At 70.1% G+C, this 23,108-nt stretch carries 24 protein-coding genes; 6 read left to right on the top strand and 18 right to left on the bottom strand.

Translation table 11 applies throughout. From position 1 onward, the window contains the following. Positions 1-138: 138 nt before the first annotated feature. Genes ACZ5VQ_RS03175 through ACZ5VQ_RS03165 form a run of 3 tightly spaced genes read right to left on the bottom strand, consistent with a single transcriptional unit; the run spans position 139 to position 3,323 of the window. The gene (locus ACZ5VQ_RS03175) at positions 139-1,404 is read right to left on the bottom strand and encodes a sugar ABC transporter permease (protein WP_469103410.1); all 1,266 of its coding nucleotides are present in this window, start codon (positions 1,402-1,404) and stop codon (positions 139-141) included. A 5-nt stretch (positions 1,405-1,409) separates the two neighbouring features. Next, complete coding sequence (locus tag ACZ5VQ_RS03170; protein WP_469103409.1) at positions 1,410-2,192, bottom strand: ATP-binding cassette domain-containing protein; 783 nt, start codon at positions 2,190-2,192, stop codon at positions 1,410-1,412. A 42-nt stretch (positions 2,193-2,234) separates the two neighbouring features. Next, positions 2,235-3,323: a sugar ABC transporter substrate-binding protein gene (locus ACZ5VQ_RS03165; protein WP_362083940.1), complete on the bottom strand. Its 1,089-nt coding sequence runs from the start codon at positions 3,321-3,323 to the stop codon at positions 2,235-2,237. A 436-nt stretch (positions 3,324-3,759) separates the two neighbouring features. Between ACZ5VQ_RS03165 and ACZ5VQ_RS03160 the strand changes: the two genes are divergently transcribed. Together ACZ5VQ_RS03160 and ACZ5VQ_RS03155 are read left to right on the top strand one after the other, a co-directional pair. After that, positions 3,760-6,399: a SpoIIE family protein phosphatase gene (locus tag ACZ5VQ_RS03160; protein WP_469103408.1), complete on the top strand. Its 2,640-nt coding sequence runs from the start codon at positions 3,760-3,762 to the stop codon at positions 6,397-6,399. Then, positions 6,396-7,478, top strand: coding sequence for a sugar ABC transporter substrate-binding protein (locus ACZ5VQ_RS03155; RefSeq protein ID WP_469103407.1), 1,083 nt, complete (start codon positions 6,396-6,398; stop codon positions 7,476-7,478). Before ACZ5VQ_RS03160 ends, ACZ5VQ_RS03155 begins: the two co-directional genes overlap by 4 nt. A 58-nt stretch (positions 7,479-7,536) precedes the next feature. On the opposite strand, the gene ACZ5VQ_RS03150 is transcribed toward ACZ5VQ_RS03155, so the two are convergent. Together ACZ5VQ_RS03150 and ACZ5VQ_RS03145 are read right to left on the bottom strand one after the other, a co-directional pair. Continuing rightward, positions 7,537-7,707 (bottom strand): hypothetical protein, encoded by a 171-nt coding sequence (locus tag ACZ5VQ_RS03150; protein WP_383956111.1) that lies wholly within the window; start codon positions 7,705-7,707, stop codon positions 7,537-7,539. A gap of 76 nt (positions 7,708-7,783) precedes the next feature. Further along, complete coding sequence (locus ACZ5VQ_RS03145) at positions 7,784-8,140, bottom strand: PRC-barrel domain-containing protein (RefSeq protein ID WP_200394065.1); 357 nt, start codon at positions 8,138-8,140, stop codon at positions 7,784-7,786. Positions 8,141-8,445: 305 nt separating this feature from the next. Here ACZ5VQ_RS03145 and ACZ5VQ_RS03140 point away from each other — a divergent pair, with 305 nt between their 5' ends. After that, complete coding sequence (locus ACZ5VQ_RS03140) at positions 8,446-8,802, top strand: ANTAR domain-containing protein (RefSeq protein WP_469103406.1); 357 nt, start codon at positions 8,446-8,448, stop codon at positions 8,800-8,802. Between the two features lie 37 nt (positions 8,803-8,839). Here ACZ5VQ_RS03140 and ACZ5VQ_RS03135 read toward each other — a convergent pair whose 3' ends face one another. The 12 genes from ACZ5VQ_RS03135 to ACZ5VQ_RS03080 all read right to left on the bottom strand — a co-directional run bounded on the left by ACZ5VQ_RS03135 (position 8,840) and on the right by ACZ5VQ_RS03080 (position 18,030). Next, positions 8,840-9,634, bottom strand: coding sequence for a GAF domain-containing protein (locus ACZ5VQ_RS03135; RefSeq protein WP_469103405.1), 795 nt, complete (start codon positions 9,632-9,634; stop codon positions 8,840-8,842). Beyond that, the gene (locus tag ACZ5VQ_RS03130; RefSeq protein WP_469103404.1) at positions 9,631-9,780 is read right to left on the bottom strand and encodes a hypothetical protein; all 150 of its coding nucleotides are present in this window, start codon (positions 9,778-9,780) and stop codon (positions 9,631-9,633) included. The genes ACZ5VQ_RS03135 and ACZ5VQ_RS03130 overlap by 4 nt, the downstream gene beginning before the upstream one ends. 167 nt (positions 9,781-9,947) lie before the next feature. After that, complete coding sequence (locus tag ACZ5VQ_RS03125; protein WP_469103403.1) at positions 9,948-10,094, bottom strand: hypothetical protein; 147 nt, start codon at positions 10,092-10,094, stop codon at positions 9,948-9,950. A 109-nt stretch (positions 10,095-10,203) separates the two neighbouring features. Continuing rightward, positions 10,204-10,473: a hypothetical protein gene (locus tag ACZ5VQ_RS03120; protein WP_469103402.1), complete on the bottom strand. Its 270-nt coding sequence runs from the start codon at positions 10,471-10,473 to the stop codon at positions 10,204-10,206. Between the two features lie 5 nt (positions 10,474-10,478). Next, positions 10,479-11,099, bottom strand: coding sequence for a DUF5994 family protein (locus tag ACZ5VQ_RS03115; protein WP_469103401.1), 621 nt, complete (start codon positions 11,097-11,099; stop codon positions 10,479-10,481). 287 nt (positions 11,100-11,386) lie between these two features. After that, complete coding sequence (locus tag ACZ5VQ_RS03110) at positions 11,387-12,061, bottom strand: 4-carboxy-4-hydroxy-2-oxoadipate aldolase/oxaloacetate decarboxylase (protein ID WP_469103400.1); 675 nt, start codon at positions 12,059-12,061, stop codon at positions 11,387-11,389. 38 nt (positions 12,062-12,099) lie between these two features. Then, positions 12,100-13,332 (bottom strand): aspartate transaminase, encoded by a 1,233-nt coding sequence (locus ACZ5VQ_RS03105; protein WP_469103399.1) that lies wholly within the window; start codon positions 13,330-13,332, stop codon positions 12,100-12,102. 1 nt (position 13,333) lies between these two features. Next, positions 13,334-14,077 (bottom strand): SDR family oxidoreductase, encoded by a 744-nt coding sequence (locus ACZ5VQ_RS03100; RefSeq protein ID WP_469103398.1) that lies wholly within the window; start codon positions 14,075-14,077, stop codon positions 13,334-13,336. Between the two features lie 75 nt (positions 14,078-14,152). Further along, complete coding sequence (locus tag ACZ5VQ_RS03095) at positions 14,153-15,469, bottom strand: MFS transporter (protein WP_469103397.1); 1,317 nt, start codon at positions 15,467-15,469, stop codon at positions 14,153-14,155. Positions 15,470-15,493: 24 nt separating this feature from the next. Then, a complete protein-coding gene (locus ACZ5VQ_RS03090) occupies positions 15,494-16,498 on the bottom strand; it encodes a 5-oxoprolinase subunit C family protein (protein WP_469103396.1) in 1,005 nt (334 codons plus the stop codon). Continuing rightward, entirely contained in the window at positions 16,491-17,246 is a 756-nt protein-coding gene (locus ACZ5VQ_RS03085) for a 5-oxoprolinase subunit B family protein (RefSeq protein ID WP_469103395.1), read from the bottom strand. Before ACZ5VQ_RS03085 ends, ACZ5VQ_RS03090 begins: the two co-directional genes overlap by 8 nt. Position 17,247: 1 nt before the next feature. Then, on the bottom strand, positions 17,248-18,030 hold the full coding sequence (locus ACZ5VQ_RS03080; protein ID WP_469103394.1) for a LamB/YcsF family protein: 783 nt from the start codon (positions 18,028-18,030) through the stop codon (positions 17,248-17,250). Positions 18,031-18,341: 311 nt separating this feature from the next. Here ACZ5VQ_RS03080 and nac point away from each other — a divergent pair, with 311 nt between their 5' ends. Then, positions 18,342-19,292: a nitrogen assimilation transcriptional regulator NAC gene (nac, locus tag ACZ5VQ_RS03075; RefSeq protein ID WP_469103393.1), complete on the top strand. Its 951-nt coding sequence runs from the start codon at positions 18,342-18,344 to the stop codon at positions 19,290-19,292. 140 nt (positions 19,293-19,432) lie between these two features. After that, positions 19,433-20,470 (top strand): 2-hydroxyacid dehydrogenase, encoded by a 1,038-nt coding sequence (locus ACZ5VQ_RS03070; RefSeq protein WP_469103392.1) that lies wholly within the window; start codon positions 19,433-19,435, stop codon positions 20,468-20,470. Between the two features lie 309 nt (positions 20,471-20,779). On the opposite strand, the gene ACZ5VQ_RS03065 is transcribed toward ACZ5VQ_RS03070, so the two are convergent. Continuing rightward, positions 20,780-21,103, bottom strand: coding sequence for a hypothetical protein (locus tag ACZ5VQ_RS03065; RefSeq protein ID WP_469103391.1), 324 nt, complete (start codon positions 21,101-21,103; stop codon positions 20,780-20,782). A 353-nt stretch (positions 21,104-21,456) separates the two neighbouring features. On the opposite strand from ACZ5VQ_RS03065, the gene ACZ5VQ_RS03060 reads away from it, so the two are divergent. Beyond that, a complete protein-coding gene (locus tag ACZ5VQ_RS03060; protein ID WP_469103390.1) occupies positions 21,457-23,100 on the top strand; it encodes an ABC-F family ATP-binding cassette domain-containing protein in 1,644 nt (547 codons plus the stop codon). The last annotated feature ends 8 nt before the right edge of the window (positions 23,101-23,108 follow it).

Here is a 23,108-nt window from a genome sequence, read left to right as displayed (position 1 = left end):
ATGGACTTGGGGCGAGAGTAGGTGCTGGAGGGACAGTTGGTGTACGCAACCGGGCAACCTATGGCCATTACTTGACGTTTCAGATAGAAACCGCCCGGACGGTCTTGCGGACGGCCGGGACGGATGCGTACGAGAGCGTCAGGCCCGTCCGCGGGCCTGCTGGGAGCGTCGCGCCAGAGAGTCGATGAGTACCGCGGCGAAGAGCACCCCGCCCGTGATGATGAACTGGACGGCCGTGGGGGTGTCCGTGATCGCCATGCCCGAGGCGATCGACTGGATGATCAGCATGCCGAGCACCGCGGACCAGGTGGTGCCGCGTCCGCCGAACAGACTGGTGCCGCCGATGACGGCCGCCGCGATGGCGTTGACCAGCAGGACGCCCGAGCCCGAACCCTGGCTCACCGACGTGATGCGCGAGGCCAGGAACAGTCCGCCGACCGCGGCCATGGTGCCCGAGACCGCGAGTACCGCGGTCTGCACCCGCGTCACGCTCAGGCTGGCGCGCCGGGCCGCCTCCATGCTGCCGCCCAGCGCGTAGACCTGCCGACCGTAGTGCGTACGGCGGAGAATGATGTCGAGGCCGGCCACCACCACGAGGAAGATCAGGAGCGCGAGCGGCAGTCCCTGGAAACGGTTGAGCAGATACGCGGCGGCGAACGCGACCACCGCGAGACCTCCCGTGCGCACCACGATCCCCCGGAGCGAGCGGTGCGGCATACCGACGGCCTTGCGCCGCCGCATGTCCTGGTAGGACACCAGGAAGACCACACCCGCGGCGACCGCCGCCAGAGCGTAGGCCGCGGCGTCGTTGGTGAAGTAGTAGCTGGTCAGCTTGGCGACCAGCCCGTTCTCGTCGAGGTTGACCGTGCCGCTGGTCCCGAGGACGTAGAGCATGAGGCCGTTCCAGGTGAGCAGCCCGGCGAGGGTGACGACGAACGCCGGCACCCGGGTCCTGGCCACGGAGAAGCCCTGGACGGTTCCCGCCAGGGTTCCCGCGAGCACCGCGATGATGACGGCGAGCCATTCCGGCACGCCGTGGTTGACGTTCAGCACGGCGAAGGCCGCCGCCGCCAGACCGCTGATCGAGCCGACCGACAGATCGAGTTCACCGAGCAGCAGTACGAAGACGATGCCGACCGCGATCAGACCCGTACCCACGATGTCCACGCTGAGGTTCGACAGGTTCCGGGGGGACAGGAAGTTCGAGTTGAGCGACTGGAAGATGATCCAGACCGCGGCGAGGACGAGGACGACGGGGAGAGAGCCCACTTCGCCGGCCCGCAGCTTGCGCCGGAGGTAGGCGATCCCCCTCTCCGCGGCACGGGCGACGGTCCGCCCACGCCGCGGCCGACCGGCGCCGGGTGCGGTGGATTCGGTCCGTGCGGAGTCCGCCGTGTTGCGCATCCCTTTCACCACCCCGCCTCCTGGGAGGCCGTCCGGCGGGGCACGTTCTCCGTGGCGCCGGTGATGGAGGAGATGATCTGCTCCTGGGACGAGGTGTTCACGTCGAAGAAGCCGTTGTTGCGGCCCAGCCGCAGGACGGCCGCCCGGTCCGCGAGAGCCTTGATGTCACCCATGTTGTGGCTGATGAGCAGGACGCCCAGACCACGGTCACGCAACTGGTCGACGAGGTCCAGGACCTCGCTGGTCTGCTCGAAGCCCAGCGCCGCGGTCGGTTCGTCGAGGAGGAGGACCCGCGGGTCGCCGAGCAGCGAACGAGCGATGGCGACCGTCTGCCGCTGACCGCTGGACAGCGAGACGACGGGGGCGCGCAGATCGGGGATGCCCCGGGTCAGGCGGTCCAGCAGGCCTCGGGTGCGGCGCTCCATCTCCACCTCGTCCAGGAACCCGAGCCTGCGGATCTCCTGTCCGAGGAACAGATTGCCGACGACGTCGAGGTTTCCGCACAGCGCGAGGTCCTGGTAGACGGCTGCGATGCCGAGGTCCCGGGCGTCGTGGGGACGCCTGATGTGGACCGCCCGGCCCTCCCACTCGATGGAGCCCCTGTCCGCGGGGGAGACCCCGGAGATCACCTTGACCAGGGTGGACTTGCCCGCCCCGTTGTCGCCCAGCAGAGCGACGACCTGTCCGGCGTGGATCTCCAGCTCGATGTCGTCGAGGACCTCGATGACGCCGAAGCGTTTGCATACGCCGTGCAGTGCCAGCAAGGGGGGACCCGTCACGGAAACCATCTCCTTCCCGGGGGCGGGCCGGACCTGGTCGGAACCTGCTTGTCAGGTGAGTCCGGCCCTGTCGCAGGCGGCCCCGAGTTGGGGGGTGCAGATCTGCTCGACCGTGTACACGCCGTCGTTCACCAAGGTGTCCTTGATCGTGTCGAGCGTCACGGACACGGGGGTGAGGAGGACGGCCGGAACCGTGTGCCCGCCGCGGGGCGTCACCTCGCCCTTGGCGACCCGGTCGAGGCTTTCGTGGCGTGCCGCGGCCACGGCCATGGCCGCGCCGGCGGAGGCCTCGGGTGCGAAGGGCTTGTAGACGGTCATGTACTGATCGCCGCCGACGATGCGCCGTACGGCTCCGAGCTCGGCGTCCTGCCCGGTGACCGGGGGCAGCGGGGCGACCTTGTTCGCCTTGAGGGAGGAGATACAGCCGGCGGCGAGGCCGTCATTGGCGGCGTACACCCCGTCGATGTTCTCGACACCGAGGGCCGCGATCGCGGCGGTCATGTTCATGTGCGCGGTCTCCGTCCTCCACTGGAGGGTGTCGTACGCCTCGCCGATCCTCACCCGCCCCTGGAGCACGGACAGTGCGCCCTTCTTGAACGACACCGCGTTGGGGTCGCTGGGGTCGCCGTTCATCATGACGATCTGGTCGCCGGGCGCCCTGTCACCCATCGCTGTCAGCAGTGCCCGGCCCTGGAGTCTGCCGACCTCCTCGCCGTCGAAGGAGACATAGCCCGCGATCGGGCCCTCGGCGAGGCGGTCGTAGGCGATGACCGGGACGCCCGCCTCGTCCGCCTTCCTGACCGCGGGGCGGAGCGATCTGGCGTCCACGGCCACGAGGACGATGGCGTCGACCCCCTTGGTGAGCATCGAGTCCATCTGTTCCTGCTGGATGGCCACGTCGCCCTTGGCATTGGCGTTCTCGACCGCGCAGTCGTCGCACAGCTCCGTGATCCTCTTCTGGAGCAGGAGCCGGTCCTGTGTCTCCCAGCGGGCCGTGGTGGAGTCCGGCAGCAGCACGCCGATGCTCAGCGCCCTCCCGGTGTCGGAGTCGTCCCCGGCGTCCTGCCCGCAGGCCTCCAGGGCAACCACCGCCGAGATCACGGTCATGGCGATGGCCGCGCCCCGGATGCAGGCCTTCATGTGAAAGACCTCCCTTGTCCTTCACCTCGCGTGACGAGGGGCGCTCACGGTTGCCCGCGCCCGGCCCGAGACGGCCGGCGGGTCCGGGTGCGTCGCGGCGTCAAGGGCTGGCGTGTGACCGGCGTGGCATGACGAACACGTCTTAACTGTGGCACCGGCCGTGGCGATCTGCGAACGCAGCGGCCCGGCTCCGGCCGTCGACCGCGGCGGTTCGGCTCCTGCCTTCGGCGACGGGCGCAGGGCACCGCGCGAAAGTGGCTGCGCCGAGGCGCCGAGACGGCCTCTCATGGCCGGCGCGGGTGCCCCTGGGGCGGGTCTGCCACTGACGGCGATCAACCGGATCTGTCGGGTTGGTCCTGATATGCGATTCTGGTAGGTGGGCGCCCGATCTCAACCCAGCGGCACCTGCCGCATGGACCGGAGGTAGGTCGCGGACATGCATCATGACGGCCGCGCCCTGGCCGGAGTCTCGGAGCCGCGGGAGTCCCGGGCCGGCGCCGACGACAACGGTTCACGGCCACCTCTGCCGCAGGCCGCCGCGAGCGACAGATCCCTGACGTTCGCCGGAGTGGCGTTGGCGGCGGTCTATGTGCCGGATGCCGGGAACGGCGATCTCCGGCTGGTGGAAACGGCCGGACGCGCCACGTCCCGGTACCTGCCGCCGGAGCGGCTGCCCCTCTCCGGCGACTCACCGGCGGCGCACGCCTTCCGTACCGACCGGCCGCTGTGGCTGGACCTCGCGGAACTCGCTCCCCGCTCGGGGGGCCGGGATTCCGAAGGCCGGCTTTCCGAAGGCGGGCTTTCCGGGAGCGGGCCTTCCGAGGGCGGACCGACGCCGCCGTCCGCACAGTCGCCGCAGGCACGAGTGCAGCAGGCACAAGCGCCACCGACAGAGGCGCCGCTCGCCGCCCTGCCGCTCGGGACGGAGGACAGGCGGCTGGGCTGCCTCGTCGTCGTGGGAGCGTCCGCGGTCGGCTTCGAGGCCGAGCAGCGGCGCTTCCTGGAGCGGTACGCCGACGCGATCGCCGAACTGCTCAGGACCGAGGCCGACCGCCCCGCGCCGTCGTCGCTGCTGAGCCCCGCCCTGCGGAGTCTGGGCGTCGGCTCGTTCGTCCTGATGCCGGACACCGGTCTGATCGAGGCGGACGAGGCACTCCTCGAACTGGTCGGCATCACACCGGACGACTTCGACGGCAAGGTGGACACCCTCCTCGCGCACGCGCTCCCGGAGGACATGCACGCGCTGATCTCGGTACTGGAACCGTCCACGGAGGCGTTCGGCCGCCGGGAGCTGGAGTTCCGTGTCCGCCGTCCCACCGGTGGTATGCGCTGGCTGAGCCTGACCTGCCGGGTGGTGGCGAGCACCGACGACCGCCCGGAGCAGGTGCTGGGCATGGTGACGGCGACCTCGGTCCTGCGGCAGAGCGCCGACGACGTGTCCAGGATCCAGTGGCTGACCGCCGCACTCGACGACGCGACAACGGTCCGTGACGTCGGCCGGGTGGTGGTCACCGCCCTGCGCGAGCCGCTGGGCGCCGACCGGGTGGCACTCGCCGAGTTGCGGGACGACCGGCTCATGGTCACCGTGCTCGACCCGCCCCAGCCCGCCGCCTGGCCCGAGTCGTGGCGTTCCGAGTGGCGTTCGGAGTGGCCCGACGCACCGGTCAGTGCCCTGCCCACTCTTCAAATGGCGCTGCGGGACGGGCGGATGAACCTGTGGTCCGCCGGCACGGCCCTCGAACCCGGACTCGCGGGCATCGGGGTCGGCGGTCTGGCCGTGCTGCCGCTTCCCGCCAAGGGCCGGGTCGCGGGCGTGTGCCTGGTCGGCTGGGACGAGCCCCACGACTTCGTCCCCGAGGAGCGGTCCCTGTTCACCGCCACCGCCGCGCTGGTCGGGCAGGCCCTCAGCCGCGCTCACGCGCACGACGCCGAGCAGGAGCTCGCGACGATGCTGCAGCGAAGCCTGCTGCCCCGGCGTCTCCCGGAGCTGCCCGGGGGCACGGCTGTCGCCCGCTATCTGCCCGCCAGGCGAGGGCTGCAGGTGGGCGGCGACTGGTACGACGTCATCGCCCTGTCCGAGGACCGGGTGGCGCTGGTCATCGGAGACGTACAGGGACACAGCGCCGGGGCCGCGACGATCATGGGGCAGATGCGTACCGCGGTCAGGGCCTACGCGGTCGAGGGGCATCCGCCCGACGTGGTCGTCTCACGCGCCAACCGGCTCCTGGTCGGCATGGAGACCGATCTGTTCGCCACCTGTTGCTACGCCGAACTGGACCTGGAGGAGGGCAACACCCTCTTCGTCCGGGCCGGGCACCTCGCACCGCTGATACGCCATCCGGACGGCAGGACCGAGGAGGTGCAGGTCGAGGGCGGGCTCCCGTTGGGCATTCTCGCGGAGGCCGAATTCCCCATGACCGCCGTCGCGTTGACCCCCGGCACGGTGCTCGCCCTGGTCACCGACGGGCTGGTCGAGGCGGCCGATCTGCCTCTGGACGACGGTATGCGGCGTACACGCAGCGCCCTCGCCGCCGCCGATCCCGCGGATCCGGGGCGGATGGCCGACGAACTGCTCGGCGGTGTCGACCGTCGCGAGGACGACGTGGCGCTGTTGCTGCTGCGCTACGACGGTATGAAGTCCCGGCCGATCCGGGCCGGTTGGGCGGTGTGGCGGCTGCCCGACGCCGTCATGCACGCCCGCCGGTTCACCGCGCGCACGCTGCGCAAGTGGCGGGTCGAGGACGTGGCCGACGCGGTGCTGCTGGTCGTGTCCGAACTCGTCACCAACGCCCTGGTGCACACCCAGGGCCCCGTCCGCGTCGATCTGATGCTCCGCGGGGACCGGCTCCGGGTCTGTGTGACCGACTCCTCGCCGCGTGCGCCCGCCAAGCCGGTGACCGTGGACTGGGAGTCGACCGGCGGTCGGGGCCTGCTCCTGGTCGAGGCGATGTCGGACAACTTCGGTTCGATGCCGGTGGCCGACGGCAAGCAGGTGTGGAGCGAGATCGTGGTGCCGCAGGGCGAGCCGACTCCCGCGGACCCGGAGCCCGGGACGGAACGAGGGGCCGCGCCATGAGAACCCGTACGAGGCATCTCGTCGCGGCGCTCGTCGCCGGGCTCATGACGATGTCCCTGGTCTCCTGTGGAGGAGACGACGCGGCCGACAGGGACGGCTTCACCGTCGGTCTGCTGCTCCCGAGCCGAGCGGTGCCCCGCTGGGAGCATGCCGACAAGCCCTTCATCGAGCAGCGTCTCAAGGAGCTGTGCCCCCGCTGCACCATGGAGTACGGCAACGCCGAGAACGACGCGGCGAGGCAGCGGCAACAGATGATGTCCATGATCACCAAAGGCGTCGAGGTCCTGATCCTCGATGCCGCCGACACCCGGGCGCTCCGGTCCTCGATCCAGGAGGCGCGCAAGGCGGATGTCCCGGTCGTCGCCTACGACCGGCTCGCCGAGGGCCCGATCTCGGGCTATGTCACCGTCGACGGCGCACAGGTCGGCAGGCTCCAGGGCGAGGCGCTCCTGAAGGCCATGGGCGACAGGGCGAAGGGCGAGAACATCGTCATGCTGAACGGCGATCCGACCAGCCCCAACGCGGCGTGGTACAAGCGGGGCGCCCTGTCCGTCATCACAGGCAAGGTGACGATCAGCAGGTCGTACGACACGTTGGGCTGGAGCAAGGAGAACGCCCACACCAACATGTCCGCCGCCATCGCCGCGCTCGGCCCCGACCGGATCGACGGCGTCCTCGCGGCCAACGACTCCATCGCCGCGGGCGCCATCGCCGCCTTCAAGAGCGCCGGTGTAGGGAAGCTGCCTCCCATCACCGGTCAGGACGCCGACATCGAGGCCGTGCGGCGCATCATCAGGGGCGAGCAGTACATGACGGTCTACAAGCCCTTCGCGGCCGAGGCCGACGCGGCCGCCGCCATGGCCGTCGCCCTGGCGCGCGGCGAGGAACTCGACGACGTCGCCACCACGACGACCGACAGTCCCACCACCGAGGACATCCCGTCCGTCCTGCTCACTCCGAACGCGGTGACGGTCGACAACATCGAGCAGACCCTCGTCAAGGGCGGCGTGTACACCGTCGACCAGATCTGCGCCCCGGAACTCCGGCGCGCCTGCGAGAAGGCCGGGCTGACCCGGTAGGGAGACGTGGTCCCCGATTTCCGGGACGTTCTACGACGACGCTCCGCCGCCGCCCCCGTCAGCGAACGGGACGGCGCCTGGCACGCCGGGACCAGACGACGGCGGCAATGATCACGTCGGCTGCCAGGAGCATGATGCCGATGACCAGCAGGTAGCCCAGGCCGTCCGCTGCCACGCCGATGATCCCCAGGACGACGGCGGCGAGGACGACCAGCAGGAAGAGCACCATCGCCCGCACACCTCCCTTCGAGTCCCTTCGAGTGGACTGCCGTCTCGGCGGACCGCAGTCTCGGCGGAATGTCGCCTCAACGGCGCGCGAGTTGCCGCTCGCCGTTGGCACCCGGCTGGTAGGCGATGCCGTAGTAGTGGAAGATCTCTTCCTCCTGCTCGGCGGGCAGAATGTCGTCCGTGCCGATCGAAGGAGCCTTCTTCACCAGGCTCTTGGCATAGGAGACCTTGAGATAGCCCGGCCCGAGAGTTGTCTCGTCGAGAGGGACGAAGACCAGACGCTGCCTGGTGGGCAGTCCGGTCCGGACGGTGGCCACGGCCGGTTCGTCGGTGGCGGTGTCCACGTAGACGGCTTCGAGTACGCCGATCCTGTGCCCCTTCGGATCGACCACGTCCTGGTTGCGCCATTCTCGGATGTCGGCTGCCTGGATCATGCCGTTTCCCCTCTGGGCGAGGCGCCTGTCGGTTGCACGTGAGAGTGCACCAACCGCAACAATTTTACTACGGTCTGTGCTGGTCGGACCTTCACGAGAGCTGCATCGAGTGCGTCCTTCCCGCGTTGTGCGCCCGAGGCGGAAACCGGCGATCGGGGGCCGGGGCGGCAGCCATCCACTGCAGCAAGTACCCGCAGATGTCGCACGCTATCCGCGAGCTTTGGGCAGGACTACGCTGACGAGTCAGGCCCCGGTCCCCGGCAGCGATGTCCTTCTCCGCTCCTGGGAGGCCCACCGTGCACCAGGTGACCACGCACCGCGAAGAAGAGCGGCTGGTGACGGCTGTCGCTCTGGCGAAGGACGCGGCTCTGCTGGCCGAGGTTGTCGAACTGCCCGCCAGGAACGAGCAGTTGGGGAACGCCCTGGTGACCCGTGCGGTCATCGACCAGGCCCGCGGCATGGTGATGGCCCTGGCACCGTGCTCCGGTGAGAGGGCCTGGGACCTGCTCGTGAGTGTGTCGCAGCACTGCAACATCAAGCTCCGGGACGTGGCCGCGGCCCTGGTGGCCACGACGGACGACGAGACGCTCCCACTCCCGGAAGAGATACGGCGGGAACTCAGCCGGGCGCTGCGGCACCTGCACGTGGCGGACACGGGGTAACGCGGTGCCTCGACGGATGGCACCGGGAGCTGTGAACTCAACTCTCCGGTGCCTTCGTCCCGGCCGACCGTCGGACGGCCCCTGCTGAGCAGCCCTGCCGACAAGTCCCGAACGCGTCCACGGTTCCTGGCCCGTTCGGCTGCTCGGACCGTGGGGTCCGGTCGTTGTGGGCGAGGCCGTTCGGGTGGTCAGGTGCCCTGGCCGACGAGGGGCTCCGAGCCGTTGATGAACGCGCGGGCCACATCGACCAGGCGACGGTTGTGGGAGCGGGCGTAGCCGCGCAGTGCGGTGAAGGCCTGCTCCATGTCGATGTTCTGGCGTTCGCCGATCTCGCGACACTGCTTCTGCTCGACACGCAGATCGTCGAGGCGGACGCCAGCGCGTCGGCCAGCTGCTCGGCGTCGAGCACGGTCGGCACGTCGGCGTACAGGTCCAGAACTCCCGGGATGATCGCTCCCATCTGCAGGGGGAGTGCGAAGACGGCCCGCGCTCCGGCTTCCAGGGCCGCGTCGGCGAACACGGCCCAGTGCTCCTGGAGTTCACCGGTGAGCAGATCGGGCGTCAAGACGGCGGAACCCCGTACGAAGGCGTCCACGCACGGTCCCTCGCCCAGCATGAGCTGGAGCTCCTCCAACTGTGCGCTGATGTCGTCCGTGCTGCACAGCGGATGGCTTCCCGCGGTCCGGGACATCGCCGACAGCCCGGCCCCGCCGACCGGCAGCGCGGCCACGGCCGCGGCACACACGTCCACCACGCCGGCCCGGGCGCCGCGCCGGGCCGCCTGCTCGGCGACCAGCACCTGGATCCGGTCCGAGCGGCTGTCGGGCCTCATCCGGGCCACCGCGTCGAGGCATCGTCGGCCACGGGACCGTGCGTCTCCGCGATCACCGTGGCGGACCCCGGCCGATGGATGTGCGTGGCGAACCGGACCGGTCCGGCCGCGGCGGACACCGCCGGCACAGTGATCGGAACACCCATGGTTTCCACATTCCTCACGTCGAGGCCGTCTCCCGAACCCGAGCGGTCCGGGAGACACACGGCACGGGAAGACCCCGGCCTGTTGTCCGTGGTGCGGCGGCCGGGGTCCTGGGCTGCGTGCGGTGCGACTGGCTGAGTGCTGCGGCTCCCGCCGGAGCCGTCAGTCCTCAGCCGGGAGAACGGGACGGTACGACGGTCCGGGCGGCCGGGGTGACACCGGCGACCGTGGGGACATGTCCGGCCGAGACGGCGTTGTCGTCCCGTACGACCATGGCCGTCGCGGCGCGGGCGGGGCCGTGGTCATCACGCACCATCGAACATCCCCGTGTCGCCTGGAGGTCGTCTCCAACCGCGCACCGCGGTGCCGGGAAGCGCCGGCTCACCGCTGGTGTCCGCCAGGAGTGGGACGGCGAGCATGATGACTCACTTCCCTTGTGTGCGTGCCCAGGCCCAGGCCCGGAGCCGTCCACGTCCTCCGTCGTCACGGCCCGGGCGATCACTGGTGCCGATGATCGCGGCGCGACCCGGAACCTGCTTCGGGGCCGATGGCGCGGGTCCCCGGGCAGCCGGCAGGGAGCGGCTGAAGCGGAAGGCCGCGATGCGCTCGTCGTGCTGGTTGTTGAGCCGATGGATCAGGAACGCGCCCAGAGCGACCATCGCCAGGATCACCACTACGGTCACGAAGGTCTCCATGGCCGTCACACCTCCTTCGCCGGATGCTGTGTCGCGGGAGCGACCGCCGGTGCGCCGAGTACCGGAGCAGTCACCGCCGGGTTCCGCGGACCTGCGGGTGGGCCGCCCGCCTCATGGCTTCCTTCGGAGCCCCGGACCGCCTCCACGGCCCGGTCGGTCTCCGTCACCGTGCCCAGGCGCGCCGCCTCCGCCATCAGCTCGCTCGCGGTCGACGTGCGCAGTGGATCGCTCGCGGCGGCCAGCAGCCAGGCTGCCGAGACGGGATCCGTCTGCGGAGGGATCACCAGCAGGTCCCAGCGGCCCACGCGATAGGAGAGCAGCAACATCTGGTGCGGGTCCTGCTGGGCCATGAATGAGCCGACCTTCACGACATGCCCCGCGACGGACACCTTGCGTGGGACGGTCGGCCAGTGTCCGGGATTCACCGTGACCCTGGTGATCCGCCCCCACAGCGAATCGAGCACGGCGGTCAGTGAGGGAAGTTCCGCTCCGAGATCGCGGGAGCGGGGCCACCAGGCGCCGTCCAGCAGAGCCGGTGCGGGACCGCTGGGAGCCAGCGACATGCGCAGAGACGGAGGAGAAGGCGTGTCTTCGAGTGTCGGCGCGTATGAAACGGTCGCATTCATGTTGCGAACCCTGCTCCGGAGCGGTTGGAACCGGCACCGGCGTAGTCAATCGCCGAAAACGACACGAGCATGAAGGCCGGTGCGCGAAATACTCTCGGTAACCCTAGCTTACTCCTCCGACAATCCGCACGGACCGTGCCCAGGCACGGTGGTGGAGACGGACACCCGCAGTGGTGGAGACGGAAAGCCACCGCGGCGGGGATGGACAGCCTCCGTGGCGGGGATGGACAGCCGGCCTCCGCGTCGACGTCCCGATCGCGAGGCGTGAGCGGCCGGTCGGCGGGCGGCTACGCGTCGATGACGAGCCCCTTCGCCTCGAGCACGGCGGCGAGGTTGCTGACCTCGATGACGCTCTTTCCGGAGCGGTATGCCGCGATGTAGGCGTCCTCCGCCTCGACCCGTTCCTGGGACCTGCGCACGACGTCCGCCACGTCGTCGCGCCGTACCACCACCACACCATCGGCGTCGGCGCGCACGACGTCGCCGGGATGGACGATCTCGCCGCCGATCAGCACCGGTTCGGCCATCGGCCCCACGGTCTCCTTGACGGTGCCCTTCATGCAGACGCTGTACGAGAAGACGGGGAAGCCGAGTTCGCGGAGTTCCCGGGTGTCCCGGACGCCGGTGTCGGTGACGAGGCCGCCCAGGCCCTTGGCGACACACGCGTTGGCCAGTACGTCTCCGAACGATCCCGCCTCGGCGTACTCGCCGGCCGAGACGACGATGACGTCACCGGGCTGGGCGTGGGCGATCGCGACCTGCAGCATGATGTTGTCGCGGGGAGCGCAGCGCACGGTGAACGCGGGGCCGCACAGCGACATCGCGGGGTCGACCGGCTTGATCGTCGAGTCGAGGGCACCCAGGCGGCCCTGTGCCTCGTGGATCGTGGCGGCGGAGTACTTGCTCAGCTGCTCGACCAGGTCGGGGTCGGGCCGATGGAACTTCGTGTTGACGCGGATCATGACGCTCCTTCGGGTCTTCAGGAGGGGCGGGCAGGTCTTCAGGAGGGGTCGGCCGGGGACAGGTCCGCGCAGGCGCGACCGATGCGCTCGCAGGCCTCGGTGAGGACGTCGGTGGAGGTCGCGAAGGAGATCCGGAAGTAGCCCGGTGATCCGTACGCGGCACCGTGGATGACCGCCACCTGCTGCGATTCGAGCAGGTAGCGGGCGAACTCCTCGTCCGAGCCGATCACTTCACCCGCGGGAGTCCGCTTCCCCAGTACGCCCGTGCAGTTCACGAAGGCGTAGAAGCCGCCGCTCGGTGGAGTGCAGGACAGACCGGGGACGTCGTCGATCAGCTTCACCGTCACGTCGCGGCGGCCGCGGTAGACGGCCACACAGTCGCGTACGAAGTCCTGGTCGCCGGTGAGGGCGGCGGTCGCGGCGGCCTGGCTGATCGACGACGGGCAGGACGAGATCTGCGACTGCAGGGTGTTGACGGCCGCCACCAGCGCGGCGGAACCGGCGCCGTAGCCGATCCGCCAGCCGGTCATCGCGTAGGCCTTGGAGACGCCGTTGGTGAGGAACACCCGGTCGGTCAGGCGTGGTTCGACGGCGGCGAGGCTGGGGACCTGGCCCGGCTCGAACCAGATCTCGTCGTAGATCTCGTCGGTCAGCACCTGGACGTGCGGGTGGGCGAGCAACACGTCGGCCAGTGCGCGGAGTTCGTTGACGGTGTACGCGGCTCCCGTGGGGTTGCTCGGGGCGTTGAGGATCACCCAGCGGGTCCGGTCGGTGATCGCCGACTCCAGCCGCTGCGGAGTCAGCTTGAAGCCCTCGGCCTCCGGGCAGGGCACGACGACCGGTGTGCCGTCGTTGGCGAGGACCATGTCGGGATACGACACCCAGTACGGAGCGGGGACGATCACCTCGTCGCCCGTGTCCAGCGTCGCCATCAGCGCGAGGAAGATGACCTGCTTCGCCCCTCCGCCGACAGCGATCCGGTCGGCGGAGTAGCTCAGCCCGTGCCGCTGCTCCAGCTTCTGGGCGATGGCGGCCCGCAGTTGGGGGGTGCCGTTGACCGGCGTGTACTTGGTGTCACCCCGCCGGATCGCCTCGACGGCGGCCGCCTTCACATGCTCGGGGGTGTCGAAGTCGGGCTCGCCCACGGTGAGGTCGAGGATGGCGAGTCCCTGTGCCTTGAGCTCGCGGACGCGCTGGGCGGCCGCGGTGCTCGGCGAGGGCTTGATGCGCTGAACGCGCAGGGCAGTCAAGGCGGTTGTGGAGGTCGCCATGTCAGTCCGTCCTCCTCTCGAAGTTGAGGCCACCGGGCACCTGGAACGTCGGCAGGATCTCGATGTGGCCGATGTTCACGTGGCGCGGCGAGCCGACGGCGAACTCGATGGCGTCCGCGATGTCCTCCGGCTTGAGCGACTCGTAGCCGTCGTAGAACTGCTTCTGGGCCTCCTCCATGTCGCCGAGGAGCCGACCGAAGATCTCCGTCTCCACCCGGCCGGGGCAGATCTCGGTCACGCGGATCCGGCGGCCGTACCCGTCGACGCGCAGCTGGCGGGAGAGGGTGTGCACGGCCGCCTTGGTGGCGTGGTAGACCGTGTTCCCGCCGAAGTTGTAGACGCCGGCGATCGAGCTGATGTTGACGATGTGCCCGAGGTCGCGCTCGACCATCCCGGGCATGATCAGGCGTACGAGGTGGAGTACGGCCTGGAGGTTGACCGCGATCTGCTCGTCCACGGCGAACTCGTCGGCGGAGAGGATGTTCCCGGTGCGGGAGACCCCGGCGTTGTTGACCAGGACGTCGACCTCGATGCCCCGCAGGGTCTCGGTGAGGGCCGCGGTGTCGGTGATGTCGACGGCGTGCGGGGTGCAGCCCGTACGCCGGGCGAGGTCGTCGAGCCGCTCGGCGTTACGGGCGACGGCGTGGACTGCGAGCCCCTGCTTGGTCAGCCGCTCGACGACCACGGCTCCGATTCCGGTGGAGGCTCCTGTCACCAGGGCGGTGTTGTAGTCGGAAAAGGGCATGTGGATGCGCTCCTAGAGGTCTCTGGAGAGAGGTGGGGGGTGAAAGAGAGTGGGGGGTGAGGGCGTTCGGCCGGGCTACGCGTCGCGCAGCGGCAGGTGTGCCCTGTCCTTGACCCGGGACACGGCGATGAGCGTGCCGAGTGCGGTGACGACCGCGTAGAAGGCGGGCATGTTGACGTTGCCGGTCTTGTTGATGAGGTACGTCATCAGCAGGGGAGCGGTACCGCCGAAGAGGGCGGCCGAGACGTTGTAGCCGAGCCCGTAGGCGGAGTAGCGCACGCGGGTGGGGAACAGCTCGACGAGCAGGATGTGGATGACGCCGGTGTGCCCGGCGAAGATGACCGCCATGATGGAGGCGCCCAGGATGGCGAGCGGGACGCTGCCGGTGCCGATGAGCAGGTAACAGGGAATGCCCGCGATGGCCATGGCGACAGCGGCGCCCGCGAGGACCTTCTTGCGGCCGATGCGGTCGGAGAGGCTGCCCATGTACGGGATGGCGATCGAGATGGCCACCAGGCTGGTCGCGGTGACGAGCAGGCCCTGCACCTTGCTGAAGTTGAGCTCGGTGTTCATGAAGGTCGGCATGTAGCTGAACAGGACGTAGTAGCCGGAGCCGTTCATGAGCGGGATGAACAGGGCGAGGAGCATGGCCCGCCGGTGTTCGGCGGAGGTGAAGGCCTCCTTGAGAGGGTTCTTCGACAGCCCGCCCTCTTCCTTGAGCCGATTGAAGTTGGGGGTGTCGCTGATCCGCTTGCGGATGTAGATGCCGGTGATGCCGAGTGGCACGGCGAGCAGGAACGGGATGCGCCAGCCCCACGACTCCATACGGTCCTGTCCGAGACCGCTGGTCATGGCGGCGGCGATCAGTGTGCCGGTGAGCAGGGAGAGGAACGAGGCGATCTGGGCGTAGCTCGTGTAGAGGCCGCGCTTGCCCTCGGGGGCGTGTTCGGCGAGGAAACTCATCGCGCCGGAGGCCTCGCCGCCGACCGAGAAGCCCTGTGCGACGCGCAGCAGGATGAGCAGGGCGGGAGCCGCGATGCCGATACTCGCGTACGTCGGCAGGACGCCGATCGCCGCGGTCGCGACGCTGATCAGCATGATGACGAAGACGAGCATGCGCTGGCGGCCGATGCGGTCGCCGAGGTGGCCGCAGATGATCGCCCCGAGGGGGCGGAAGAAGAACGAGACGGCGTAGCCGAGGAAGACGAACTGGACGGCGGTCGCGTTGTCCGCGTTCGGGAAGAACACGACGGCCAGGGTGCCCGCCATGAAGCCGAAGATTCCGTTGTCGTAGAGCTCGGCGAAGATGCCGACGCACCCGGCGAGGGTGACTTTTCGAGCGGTTTTCGGATCGACGGTGTTGGGCACCGGCTGAGCGGCCACGGTACTCATGACGTTCTCCTGTCTGCTGGCAGGTTACGGGGAGACGGGGACGGTGCGTGCGGGGCTTGAGGGGATGCGCAGGGCGTCGAAGACGGTGCGCACCCGGTTCTGGAGGGCGTGGACGGCGTTTCGCTGGGAGCGGTGGGTGGCCACTGCCTCGGCGACGGTCCTGCGCCGGAAGCGGACGGTCTGGCCCGGTCCGACCTGGCCGAGCGCGGACAGTCCTGTCGCGGTCACGACGGCCAGTACCGGATAGCCGGCGGTGACGCCGCGGCCGCGGTGCAGGACGAGCAGTTCGTCGCTGGCGGGGACCTCGACGGCTCCGACCGGGACACCGCGCGAGAGCACCTCGCCGGTCGCCACGCGCCGGGGCACGTCACCGGCCATCCGCAGTCCGATGTGGTTGCTCTGCGGGCTCACGGTGAACTCCGACCGGAACAGCCGCTCGGCCGTGTCACCGAACTCGGCGAGGTCGGGGCCGTCGGTCACGTCGATCGTCCAGGGCGTGGGAAAGCGGGTCACCGGTGCGCGCAGCCGGAACAGCGGGATGCGGTATTCGGGGTGGTCGACGGGCGGGCAGTGCCGCTGGAGGCCGAGCTCGTCTCCATCGCGCAGTGAGTGGCCGAAGCCGAGAATCGTGTCGGGGGCACAACTGCCTTGCAGGTAGGAGGTGTTGACCGAGCCGAGGACGGCCAGGTAGACCCGGATGCCGTGGCGGATGCCGCTGATGCGGATCGTCTCGCCGGACCGCACGGAGAGGGGCTCCCACTGCGGTCGTACGACACCGTCGACCGTCAGGTCCGCGGGCGCGCCGGTCACCGCGACGAGTACGTCGGTCGACGGCGTGCAGCTGAAGTCCAGGGCGGTGATCTCCAGCAGCGGCGCGCCCTCGTCGTTGCCGCAGAGCACGTTGGCGACGCGGGCGGAGTGCTGGTCGAGAGCACCGTTCACCGGCAGGCCGTAACGGGAGCGCCCGAACCGGCCCAGATCCTGCACGGTCGCCATGCCGGCCCGGAGGATGTTCAGGGTGTCAGCCATGCGACACCGCCAGGGAGTGGCCGGCGTGGTCGTCCCACTGCTCGGGCGTGATGGGTACGAAGCGGAAGGTGTCGCCGGGCCGGTACGCGGTCAGCGGGTCGGCGTCGAGGTCCTCCAGGACGCGCAGGGGAGTGCGGCCGAGCAGCGGCCAGCCGCCGGGCGACGGCATGGGGCAGATCACGGCCTGCCGCCCGGCCACCGCGACCGAGCCGGGCAGCACCCGGGTGCGGGGCGAGGACAGCCGCGGTACGGGCCGGGGGAACGCCGGGCCGTCCATCATCGGGGCGCCGGCCGGTGCGCCGAGGCAGCGGACGGTGAGGTCCGCGGCGGAGTGCAGCTCCACGACCTCCCGCTCGCTCAGCCCCAACTGGTCGGCGACGACGGGCAGATCGGGCCCGAACTCGCCGCCGTAGACCACCGGGACGACGAAACGCCGTGCCGCGGGCGGCGTCACCGGACCTTCGCCGAGCCGGTCCGCCTCGTGCCGCAGCACCCGCCGTACCGTGTCGTGATCGGTGTCGACGCAGTCGAACTCGACGAGCAGCGAGTCGTAGGTGGGCACGATGCCGTGCACGCCGGCCAGCCCTACTGCCTCGAAGGCGTCGGCCAGCGCGTGCACGACCTGCCAGCCGCGCTCGGCGTCCATGCCGACGGCCTTGGCCACGACGGCCGAATCGCCGCAGTCCACGATCACGACACTGCCGCGCGCGGTGTCGGCGCTGTCCACGATGCCCGTGCCGCCGTCCATGTCAGGCGGCCTTGCCGTCGAGCACGTCGGCCAGGACCGTGATCTCGACGTCGGCGGCGAGCAGGTCCTGGCGCACACGGTGGGCGAGTGAGATCGCGCCCGGGGTGTCTCCGTGCAGCAGCACGGTGTCGCAGTCGACGGGGATGTCACGCCCGCCGACGCTGCGTATGACGCCCTCGGTCACCATGCGGATCGTCCGCTCGGCGATCTCCTTCTCCTCGTGGATGACCGCGCCGGGCTCGCTCCTCGGCACCAGCGTGCCGTCGTCGCGATAGGCCCGGTCGGCGATCCCGACGATGCCCACCCGCAGGCCGCGGGCGCGGGCGGCGTCGGCTAGCTCGCCGTCCTGGGCCAGGACGATCAGTGACGGGTCGAGGGAGGCGACCGCGTCCGCGACGGCCGCCGCGTAGTCGGGGCGCGTCGCGACCAGGTTGCCCAGCCGGCCGTGCGGCGCCACATGCCGAAGACCGGTGCCGTTCGACACGGCGAAGGCCTGGAGCGCGCCGACCTGGTAGAGCACGTCGGTGCGGACCTCGTCCGGTGTCACGTCCATTGCGCGGCGGCCGAACCCGACGAGATCGGGAAAGCTGGGATGCGCGCCCACGGCCACGCCGCGCCGCACGCAGTGGCGGACGGTGGCGTCCATGATCCGTGGATCGCCCGCGTGGAACCCGCAGGCGATGTTCGCCGATGTCAGCACATCGAGAAGGGCCTCGTCATCGCCCATCGTGTAGGCGCCGAACCCCTCGCCGAGGTCGGCCACGAGATCAACCCTGTGCGTCATGACATCCTCCGGACAGAAGAAGGAAAAGGCGGCGCCGCATTGTCGTTCCGGTGCTCTTCGGGCGGGGTCCGTACGCCGCCTGAAAAGAGGAATTAACGGGGCCGATACATTTCCTGCGAGATACGCGAGCCGTTCGGTCGAGCGACCTCGAAATCGCGTTTCGGTGAACGTAGTCCGAACGCGAGGAGGCGGCAAATACCCGTTGTGCGTGACGTAATCACCGTTGGATATGACGTGGAGCACAACGCGCCAAGGGTCGTCCGGCGGCCCCGCGCCTACCATGAGGCTCCGCCCCCGCTGGAAGGCCGCACATGGACACCAGGCGTCTCTACTCGTTCGTGAAGATCGTGGATGCCGGGAGCATCACGCGCGCGGCGGACATCCTGCACATCGCGCAGCCCGCGCTCAGCCAGCAGCTCTCGGTGCTGGAGGCGCAGTTCAAGCAGCAGCTGCTGATCCGCAGCAAACGCGGTGTGGCCCCGACCGAGGCGGGCCGTGCGCTGTACCGGCACGCGCAGCTCATCCTGCGCCAGATCGATCTCGCCCACGCGGCGGTCGACATCTCCGGACGCGCGCCCGCGGGCAGCGTCTCGGTGGGCCTCGCCCCCTACAGCATGGGCGCGGCGCTCGCGCTGCCGCTGCTCAGGAGCGTGCGCGAGCGCTACCCCGACATCCTGCTGCACATCAACGAGAACTTCGGCGGAGTGATCAGCGAGGCGATCATGACCGGCCGGATGGACATGGCGTTCATCTACGGGGCCGGGCCGCTGCGGGGTGTGCAGTTCGAGCCGCTGCGCACCGAGGACCTGTTCCTGATCGCCGCGCCGGGCGGGTCGGTGCCCTCAGGGGACGGCGACGTCTCCCTCGAAGAGCTGGCCGGCGTCCCGCTGCTGCTGCCCAGCCGCATCCACACCATCAGACAGGTCGTCGACGCCGCGTTCCAGCACGCCTCGCTCGAACCCAGGGTGGTCGGCGAGATCGAGTCGGTCCTCACCCTGATCAGCGCGGTGGGCGCCGACGTCGGGGCGACGGTCCTGCCCTGGTCCGCGGCGCGCGCGACCCTCGACGTACGGAATCTCGTGGTACGCCGGATCGTCAATCCGACGATCACGGTGAAACTGTCCCTGTGTACGTCCGACCATCAGCCGCTGTCGGAACCCGCACACGCCGTGCACGACCTCTTCCATGAATTGATCACGGAATTCGGTGAGGACGTCGCCTTCGGGGATGCGTCCATGGAATCCTCGAAGGCGTCGGATTAATGCATCCCGATTTTCGATGACGTCACACAAATCGGCTATTTGTTGCTCTGGAATGTGCTGACTAGCGTCTTCACGAATCGAATCGAACCAAATCGACTTCACTGATTTCGTGAAACGCGGATCAAGCACGGGAGAAACCGATGAAGCAGCGTGTGCTCACCACCCGGGCCGCCCTCCCCGGCGGGGGAATCGCCCGCCTGGCGTCCGACGCCGAGGTCGTGGCGTGGCCGGGGACGAGCAAGCCCGAACCGCGGGATCTGGCGGAACTGGCGAAGGGCGCGAGCGCGATCCTGGCCCTGGGCAACGACTGGGTGGACGCCGCCCTGCTGGACGCGGCCGGGCCCACGCTGCGGGTCGTCGCGCTGGCGAGCATGGGCTACGACGCGGTCGACCGGGAGGCGGCGGCCGAACGCGGCGTCGTGGTCACCCACACCCCCGGCGTTCTCGCCGAGACCACCGCGGACCTCACCTTCGCGCTCATCCTCATGGCCCGCAGGCGACTCGGCGCCGCCCGCGACTCGCTGGCCGCCGGTCAGTGGGGGCTGTTCCGGATGGACGACTACCTGGGCCTGGACGTGCACGGCGCCACGCTCGGTCTGATCGGCTACGGCCAGATCGGACGGGCCGTGGCGCGCCGTTCCCGGGGCTTCGGTATGCGGGTCCTGCACCACGACCCGTACGCACCCGACGACGCCCTCTCCACATCGGTGGACCTGCCCACGCTGTTCGCCGAGGCCGATGTCGTCTCGCTGCACGTCCCCCTCACCCCGCAGACGCGTCACCTCATCGGCGCGGCCGAACTGGCTGCCATGAAGCCCACCGCCACCCTCGTCAGCACCTCGCGCGGGGGCGTCGTGGACGAGGACGCACTGCTGCGGGCGCTGCGCGACGGGAGCATCCACTCGGCGGGCCTGGACGTCTACGAGCGTGAACCCATGGGCCAGGAACTCTCCCCGCTGGTCGCCGAGCCCCATGCGGTCGCGCTTCCGCACATCGGTTCCGCCACCGAGGCCACACGGGCCGCGATGGTGGACCTCGCGGTGGACAACATCCAGGACGTACTCGCCGGAGACCCGGCACGCACACCGATCCCGGGCGGCGCGGCCACCCCCGGACAGGACAGGGCCCCGGGACAGGACAAAGCCCCGCGCCCGGTTGGCGGGCGCGGGGGCAGGTGACGCGGGACGGAACTCGGCCCGTGGGGGCGTCGGAGGACGGCCCGTGCGGGGGCGGAAAACGGCCCGCGAGTGGTTCAGAGCGCGGCGGCGGCGCTGTGCAGGTTCTTGGCCGCCAGCGCGAGTCCCTCGGTCTGGGAGTAGGCCGCGTCCTCGTGCTCGATGTTCACGGCCATGTCCGGGTCGATCTCCGTGAGGACACGCAGGAACTCGGTCCAGAAGGGGACGTCGTTGCCGTTGCCGACGGCGACGAACTTCCACGCCCTCCCGGGCCAGTGCGTCGATCTCCTTCCAGAACTCGACGGCCACGCCCTACTGGTAGTCCAGGACGTCCATGTAGACGCCGTCCCACGGGTTCACGACCCAGGAGGGGTACTTGGGGTCGGGGTCGGAGCCCGGCGTGCCCGACATGGTGACGACCTGCCTGACGCCGAGCAGGCCCGCGAGACGGATCGTGCGGCGCAGGTCGTCGGCTTGCTTGGGCCCGACTCCCTCTCCCTGCAGCGGGGTGCTGACCTCCACCGAGGTCGGCCCGTTCTCCTTGAGGATGTCGAGGGCCTCGGCGGCCGGCCGGTGCTGGTCGAGCGCGGCCCGGCCGCCGAGGCCCAGGACGTCGAAGGTGAGCCCCCGCCGCATCTCGTCGTACGCGGCACGACGGCCGAGCCTGCCTGACCGACACTGCTCACGCCGCCCCCGGGGCAGGACCGCTCCCGCCCTGCGGCCGGACGTGCCCCACGGCGTACCGATCTTCGTGCGCCGAAAACCCGTCGCGATACGTGCGGCGGGTTGTTAGCGTGGAGGCATGAGTTACGTCCTCTACCTCTGACCGGGCCCCAGGCTCCGCCCCTCACGCCGCGGTTGAGGTGCCGGGAGCCGTGATGCGCCCGCGGCCCGCCCTGTCCTGGGCCTGGCCGTCCGTCAGAGCGAAGGTGCGCTTCCACCCCGACGACACAGGGGTGACGTGTGCCTCCTTCCGGAGGAAGAAGAACGTGACCACTCTCAATCTGCCTGCCCGCGATCGGGCCCAGCTGACCTGCACCGGTGTCCGCGTCGACCGCGGTGGCCGAACCGTCCTGCACCAGGTCGACATGAAGGTCGCCCCGGGTTCGCGCTGGGGCGTCGTCGGCGAGAACGGACGCGGCAAGTCGACCCTGCTGCACGTACTCGCCGGCACCCTGGCACCCGACGAGGGGACCGTGCACCGCGTGGGCACGCTGGCCCTGGCCGAGCAGGAGATGCCGGCCGAGGACGAGCGTACGGTCGGCGACATCGTCGACGAGCACCTCGCCGACGCCCGCGCCGCCCTCCGACAGCTCGACACCGCAGCGACGGACCTCGCCGAAGCGCGGCCCGGCGCAGAACAGGACTACGCCGACGCTCTGGAAGCGGCGCAGACGCTGGACGCCTGGGACGCCGACCGCCGGGTCGATGTCGCCCTCGCGGGGCTCGGCGCAGTCAGCGACCGCACCCGTCACCTCGCCACCCTCTCCGTAGGACAGCGCTACCGGATCCGGCTGGCCTGTCTGCTGGGTGCCGAGTACGACCTCCTGCTGCTGGACGAGCCGACCAACCACCTCGACCTGGCGGGTCTCGAGTACCTCACCGCCAGGCTGCGCGCCCACTCCGGCGGTGTCGTCGTGGTCAGCCACGACCGGGCGCTCCTGTCGGACGTGGCCACCACGATCCTCGACCTCGATCCCACCCGTGACGGCAGCCCACGCGTCTACGGCGGCGGGTACACCGGCTACCGCGAGGGACGCGAGGCCGAACTGGTCCGGTGGGAGGCGGAGTACGAGCTGCAGCAGGCCGAACACGCCCGTCTCAAGCAGGCCCTGTCCGAATCGCAGAACCGGCTGATCACCGGCTGGCGCCCGGACAAGGGCACCGGCAAGCACCAGCGGGCCGCCCGCGCCGGTGCGCTGGTCCGCTCCGTCCACCGGCGCCAGGAGGACCTGGAGCAGCACAAGGTGACGGCGCCCGTCCCTCCGCAGCGCTTCCGGCTGCCCGAGCTGCCCGCCCGGCCCGGCGTCGTCCTGCTGCGCGCGGAGGAGGTGACCGTCGACGGGCGGCTGCATCGGCCGACCGGCCTGACGGTGACATCCGGCGACCGGCTGGCGGTCACCGGCCCGAACGGGGCGGGCAAGTCGACGCTCCTGTCCGTCCTGGCCGGTCAACTCGCCCCCACCACAGGCAGGTTGCACCGCTCGCGCAAGCTGCGTCTGCACCTGCTCGGACAGGAGTCGCCGCGAGCGACGCACCGGCGGGCCCATGACCTCTACCACCAGCACACCGCGCGACTGGTCAGCACCGGTGTCCTCAAGGAGGGCGAGGTGACAGGGCTCGGCGCGCTGGGCCTGCTCAGCTCACGCGATGCCAACAAGGCCGTGGCCGAGTTGTCCATGGGGCAGCAGCGCCGTCTCGACCTGGCCCTGGCTCTCGCCGCCCGCCCGCACGTCCTGCTGTTGGACGAGCCCACCAACCACCTGTCCATCGCCCTGGTCGACGAACTCACCGACGCTCTCCACACCACCGAAGCGGCCGTCGTCCTGGCCACTCACGACCGTCAGATGCAACGCGACATCCACGCCTGGCCGCACCTGTCGCTGCCGCTCCCCGCCGGGGCTGTTCGCTGAGTCACCGG

Source organism: Streptomyces sp. NPDC033178 (assembly GCF_055577685.1).
The sequence above is the reverse complement of the archived record's forward strand: the minus strand, read 5'-3'. Positions and strand labels throughout refer to the sequence as shown.

What these genes read in the sequence shown, in the direction of transcription:
- ACZ5VQ_RS03070 (WP_469103392.1), top strand. Translation starts at nt 19,433, where the DNA reads ATGAAGCAGCGTGTGCTCACCACCCGGGCCGCCCTCCCCGGCGGGGGA.
- ACZ5VQ_RS03175 (WP_469103410.1), bottom strand. Translation starts at nt 1,404, where the DNA reads ATGCGCAACACGGCGGACTCCGCACGGACCGAATCCACCGCACCCGGC.
- ACZ5VQ_RS03090 (WP_469103396.1), bottom strand. Translation starts at nt 16,498, where the DNA reads ATGGCTGACACCCTGAACATCCTCCGGGCCGGCATGGCGACCGTGCAG.
- nac (WP_469103393.1), top strand. Translation starts at nt 18,342, where the DNA reads ATGGACACCAGGCGTCTCTACTCGTTCGTGAAGATCGTGGATGCCGGG.
- ACZ5VQ_RS03115 (WP_469103401.1), bottom strand. Translation starts at nt 11,099, where the DNA reads ATGAATGCGACCGTTTCATACGCGCCGACACTCGAAGACACGCCTTCT.
- ACZ5VQ_RS03135 (WP_469103405.1), bottom strand. Translation starts at nt 9,634, where the DNA reads ATGAGGCCCGACAGCCGCTCGGACCGGATCCAGGTGCTGGTCGCCGAG.
- ACZ5VQ_RS03120 (WP_469103402.1), bottom strand. Translation starts at nt 10,473, where the DNA reads ATGGAGACCTTCGTGACCGTAGTGGTGATCCTGGCGATGGTCGCTCTG.
- ACZ5VQ_RS03160 (WP_469103408.1), top strand. Translation starts at nt 3,760, where the DNA reads ATGCATCATGACGGCCGCGCCCTGGCCGGAGTCTCGGAGCCGCGGGAG.
- ACZ5VQ_RS03095 (WP_469103397.1), bottom strand. Translation starts at nt 15,469, where the DNA reads ATGAGTACCGTGGCCGCTCAGCCGGTGCCCAACACCGTCGATCCGAAA.
- ACZ5VQ_RS03150 (WP_383956111.1), bottom strand. Translation starts at nt 7,707, where the DNA reads ATGGTGCTCTTCCTGCTGGTCGTCCTCGCCGCCGTCGTCCTGGGGATC.
- ACZ5VQ_RS03155 (WP_469103407.1), top strand. Translation starts at nt 6,396, where the DNA reads ATGAGAACCCGTACGAGGCATCTCGTCGCGGCGCTCGTCGCCGGGCTC.
- ACZ5VQ_RS03125 (WP_469103403.1), bottom strand. Translation starts at nt 10,094, where the DNA reads ATGGTGCGTGATGACCACGGCCCCGCCCGCGCCGCGACGGCCATGGTC.
- ACZ5VQ_RS03100 (WP_469103398.1), bottom strand. Translation starts at nt 14,077, where the DNA reads ATGCCCTTTTCCGACTACAACACCGCCCTGGTGACAGGAGCCTCCACC.
- ACZ5VQ_RS03165 (WP_362083940.1), bottom strand. Translation starts at nt 3,323, where the DNA reads ATGAAGGCCTGCATCCGGGGCGCGGCCATCGCCATGACCGTGATCTCG.
- ACZ5VQ_RS03110 (WP_469103400.1), bottom strand. Translation starts at nt 12,061, where the DNA reads ATGATCCGCGTCAACACGAAGTTCCATCGGCCCGACCCCGACCTGGTC.
- ACZ5VQ_RS03145 (WP_200394065.1), bottom strand. Translation starts at nt 8,140, where the DNA reads ATGATCCAGGCAGCCGACATCCGAGAATGGCGCAACCAGGACGTGGTC.
- ACZ5VQ_RS03130 (WP_469103404.1), bottom strand. Translation starts at nt 9,780, where the DNA reads ATGGGTGTTCCGATCACTGTGCCGGCGGTGTCCGCCGCGGCCGGACCG.
- ACZ5VQ_RS03080 (WP_469103394.1), bottom strand. Translation starts at nt 18,030, where the DNA reads ATGACGCACAGGGTTGATCTCGTGGCCGACCTCGGCGAGGGGTTCGGC.
- ACZ5VQ_RS03105 (WP_469103399.1), bottom strand. Translation starts at nt 13,332, where the DNA reads ATGGCGACCTCCACAACCGCCTTGACTGCCCTGCGCGTTCAGCGCATC.
- ACZ5VQ_RS03170 (WP_469103409.1), bottom strand. Translation starts at nt 2,192, where the DNA reads ATGGTTTCCGTGACGGGTCCCCCCTTGCTGGCACTGCACGGCGTATGC.
- ACZ5VQ_RS03085 (WP_469103395.1), bottom strand. Translation starts at nt 17,246, where the DNA reads ATGGACGGCGGCACGGGCATCGTGGACAGCGCCGACACCGCGCGCGGC.
- ACZ5VQ_RS03065 (WP_469103391.1), bottom strand. Translation starts at nt 21,103, where the DNA reads ATGCGGCGGGGGCTCACCTTCGACGTCCTGGGCCTCGGCGGCCGGGCC.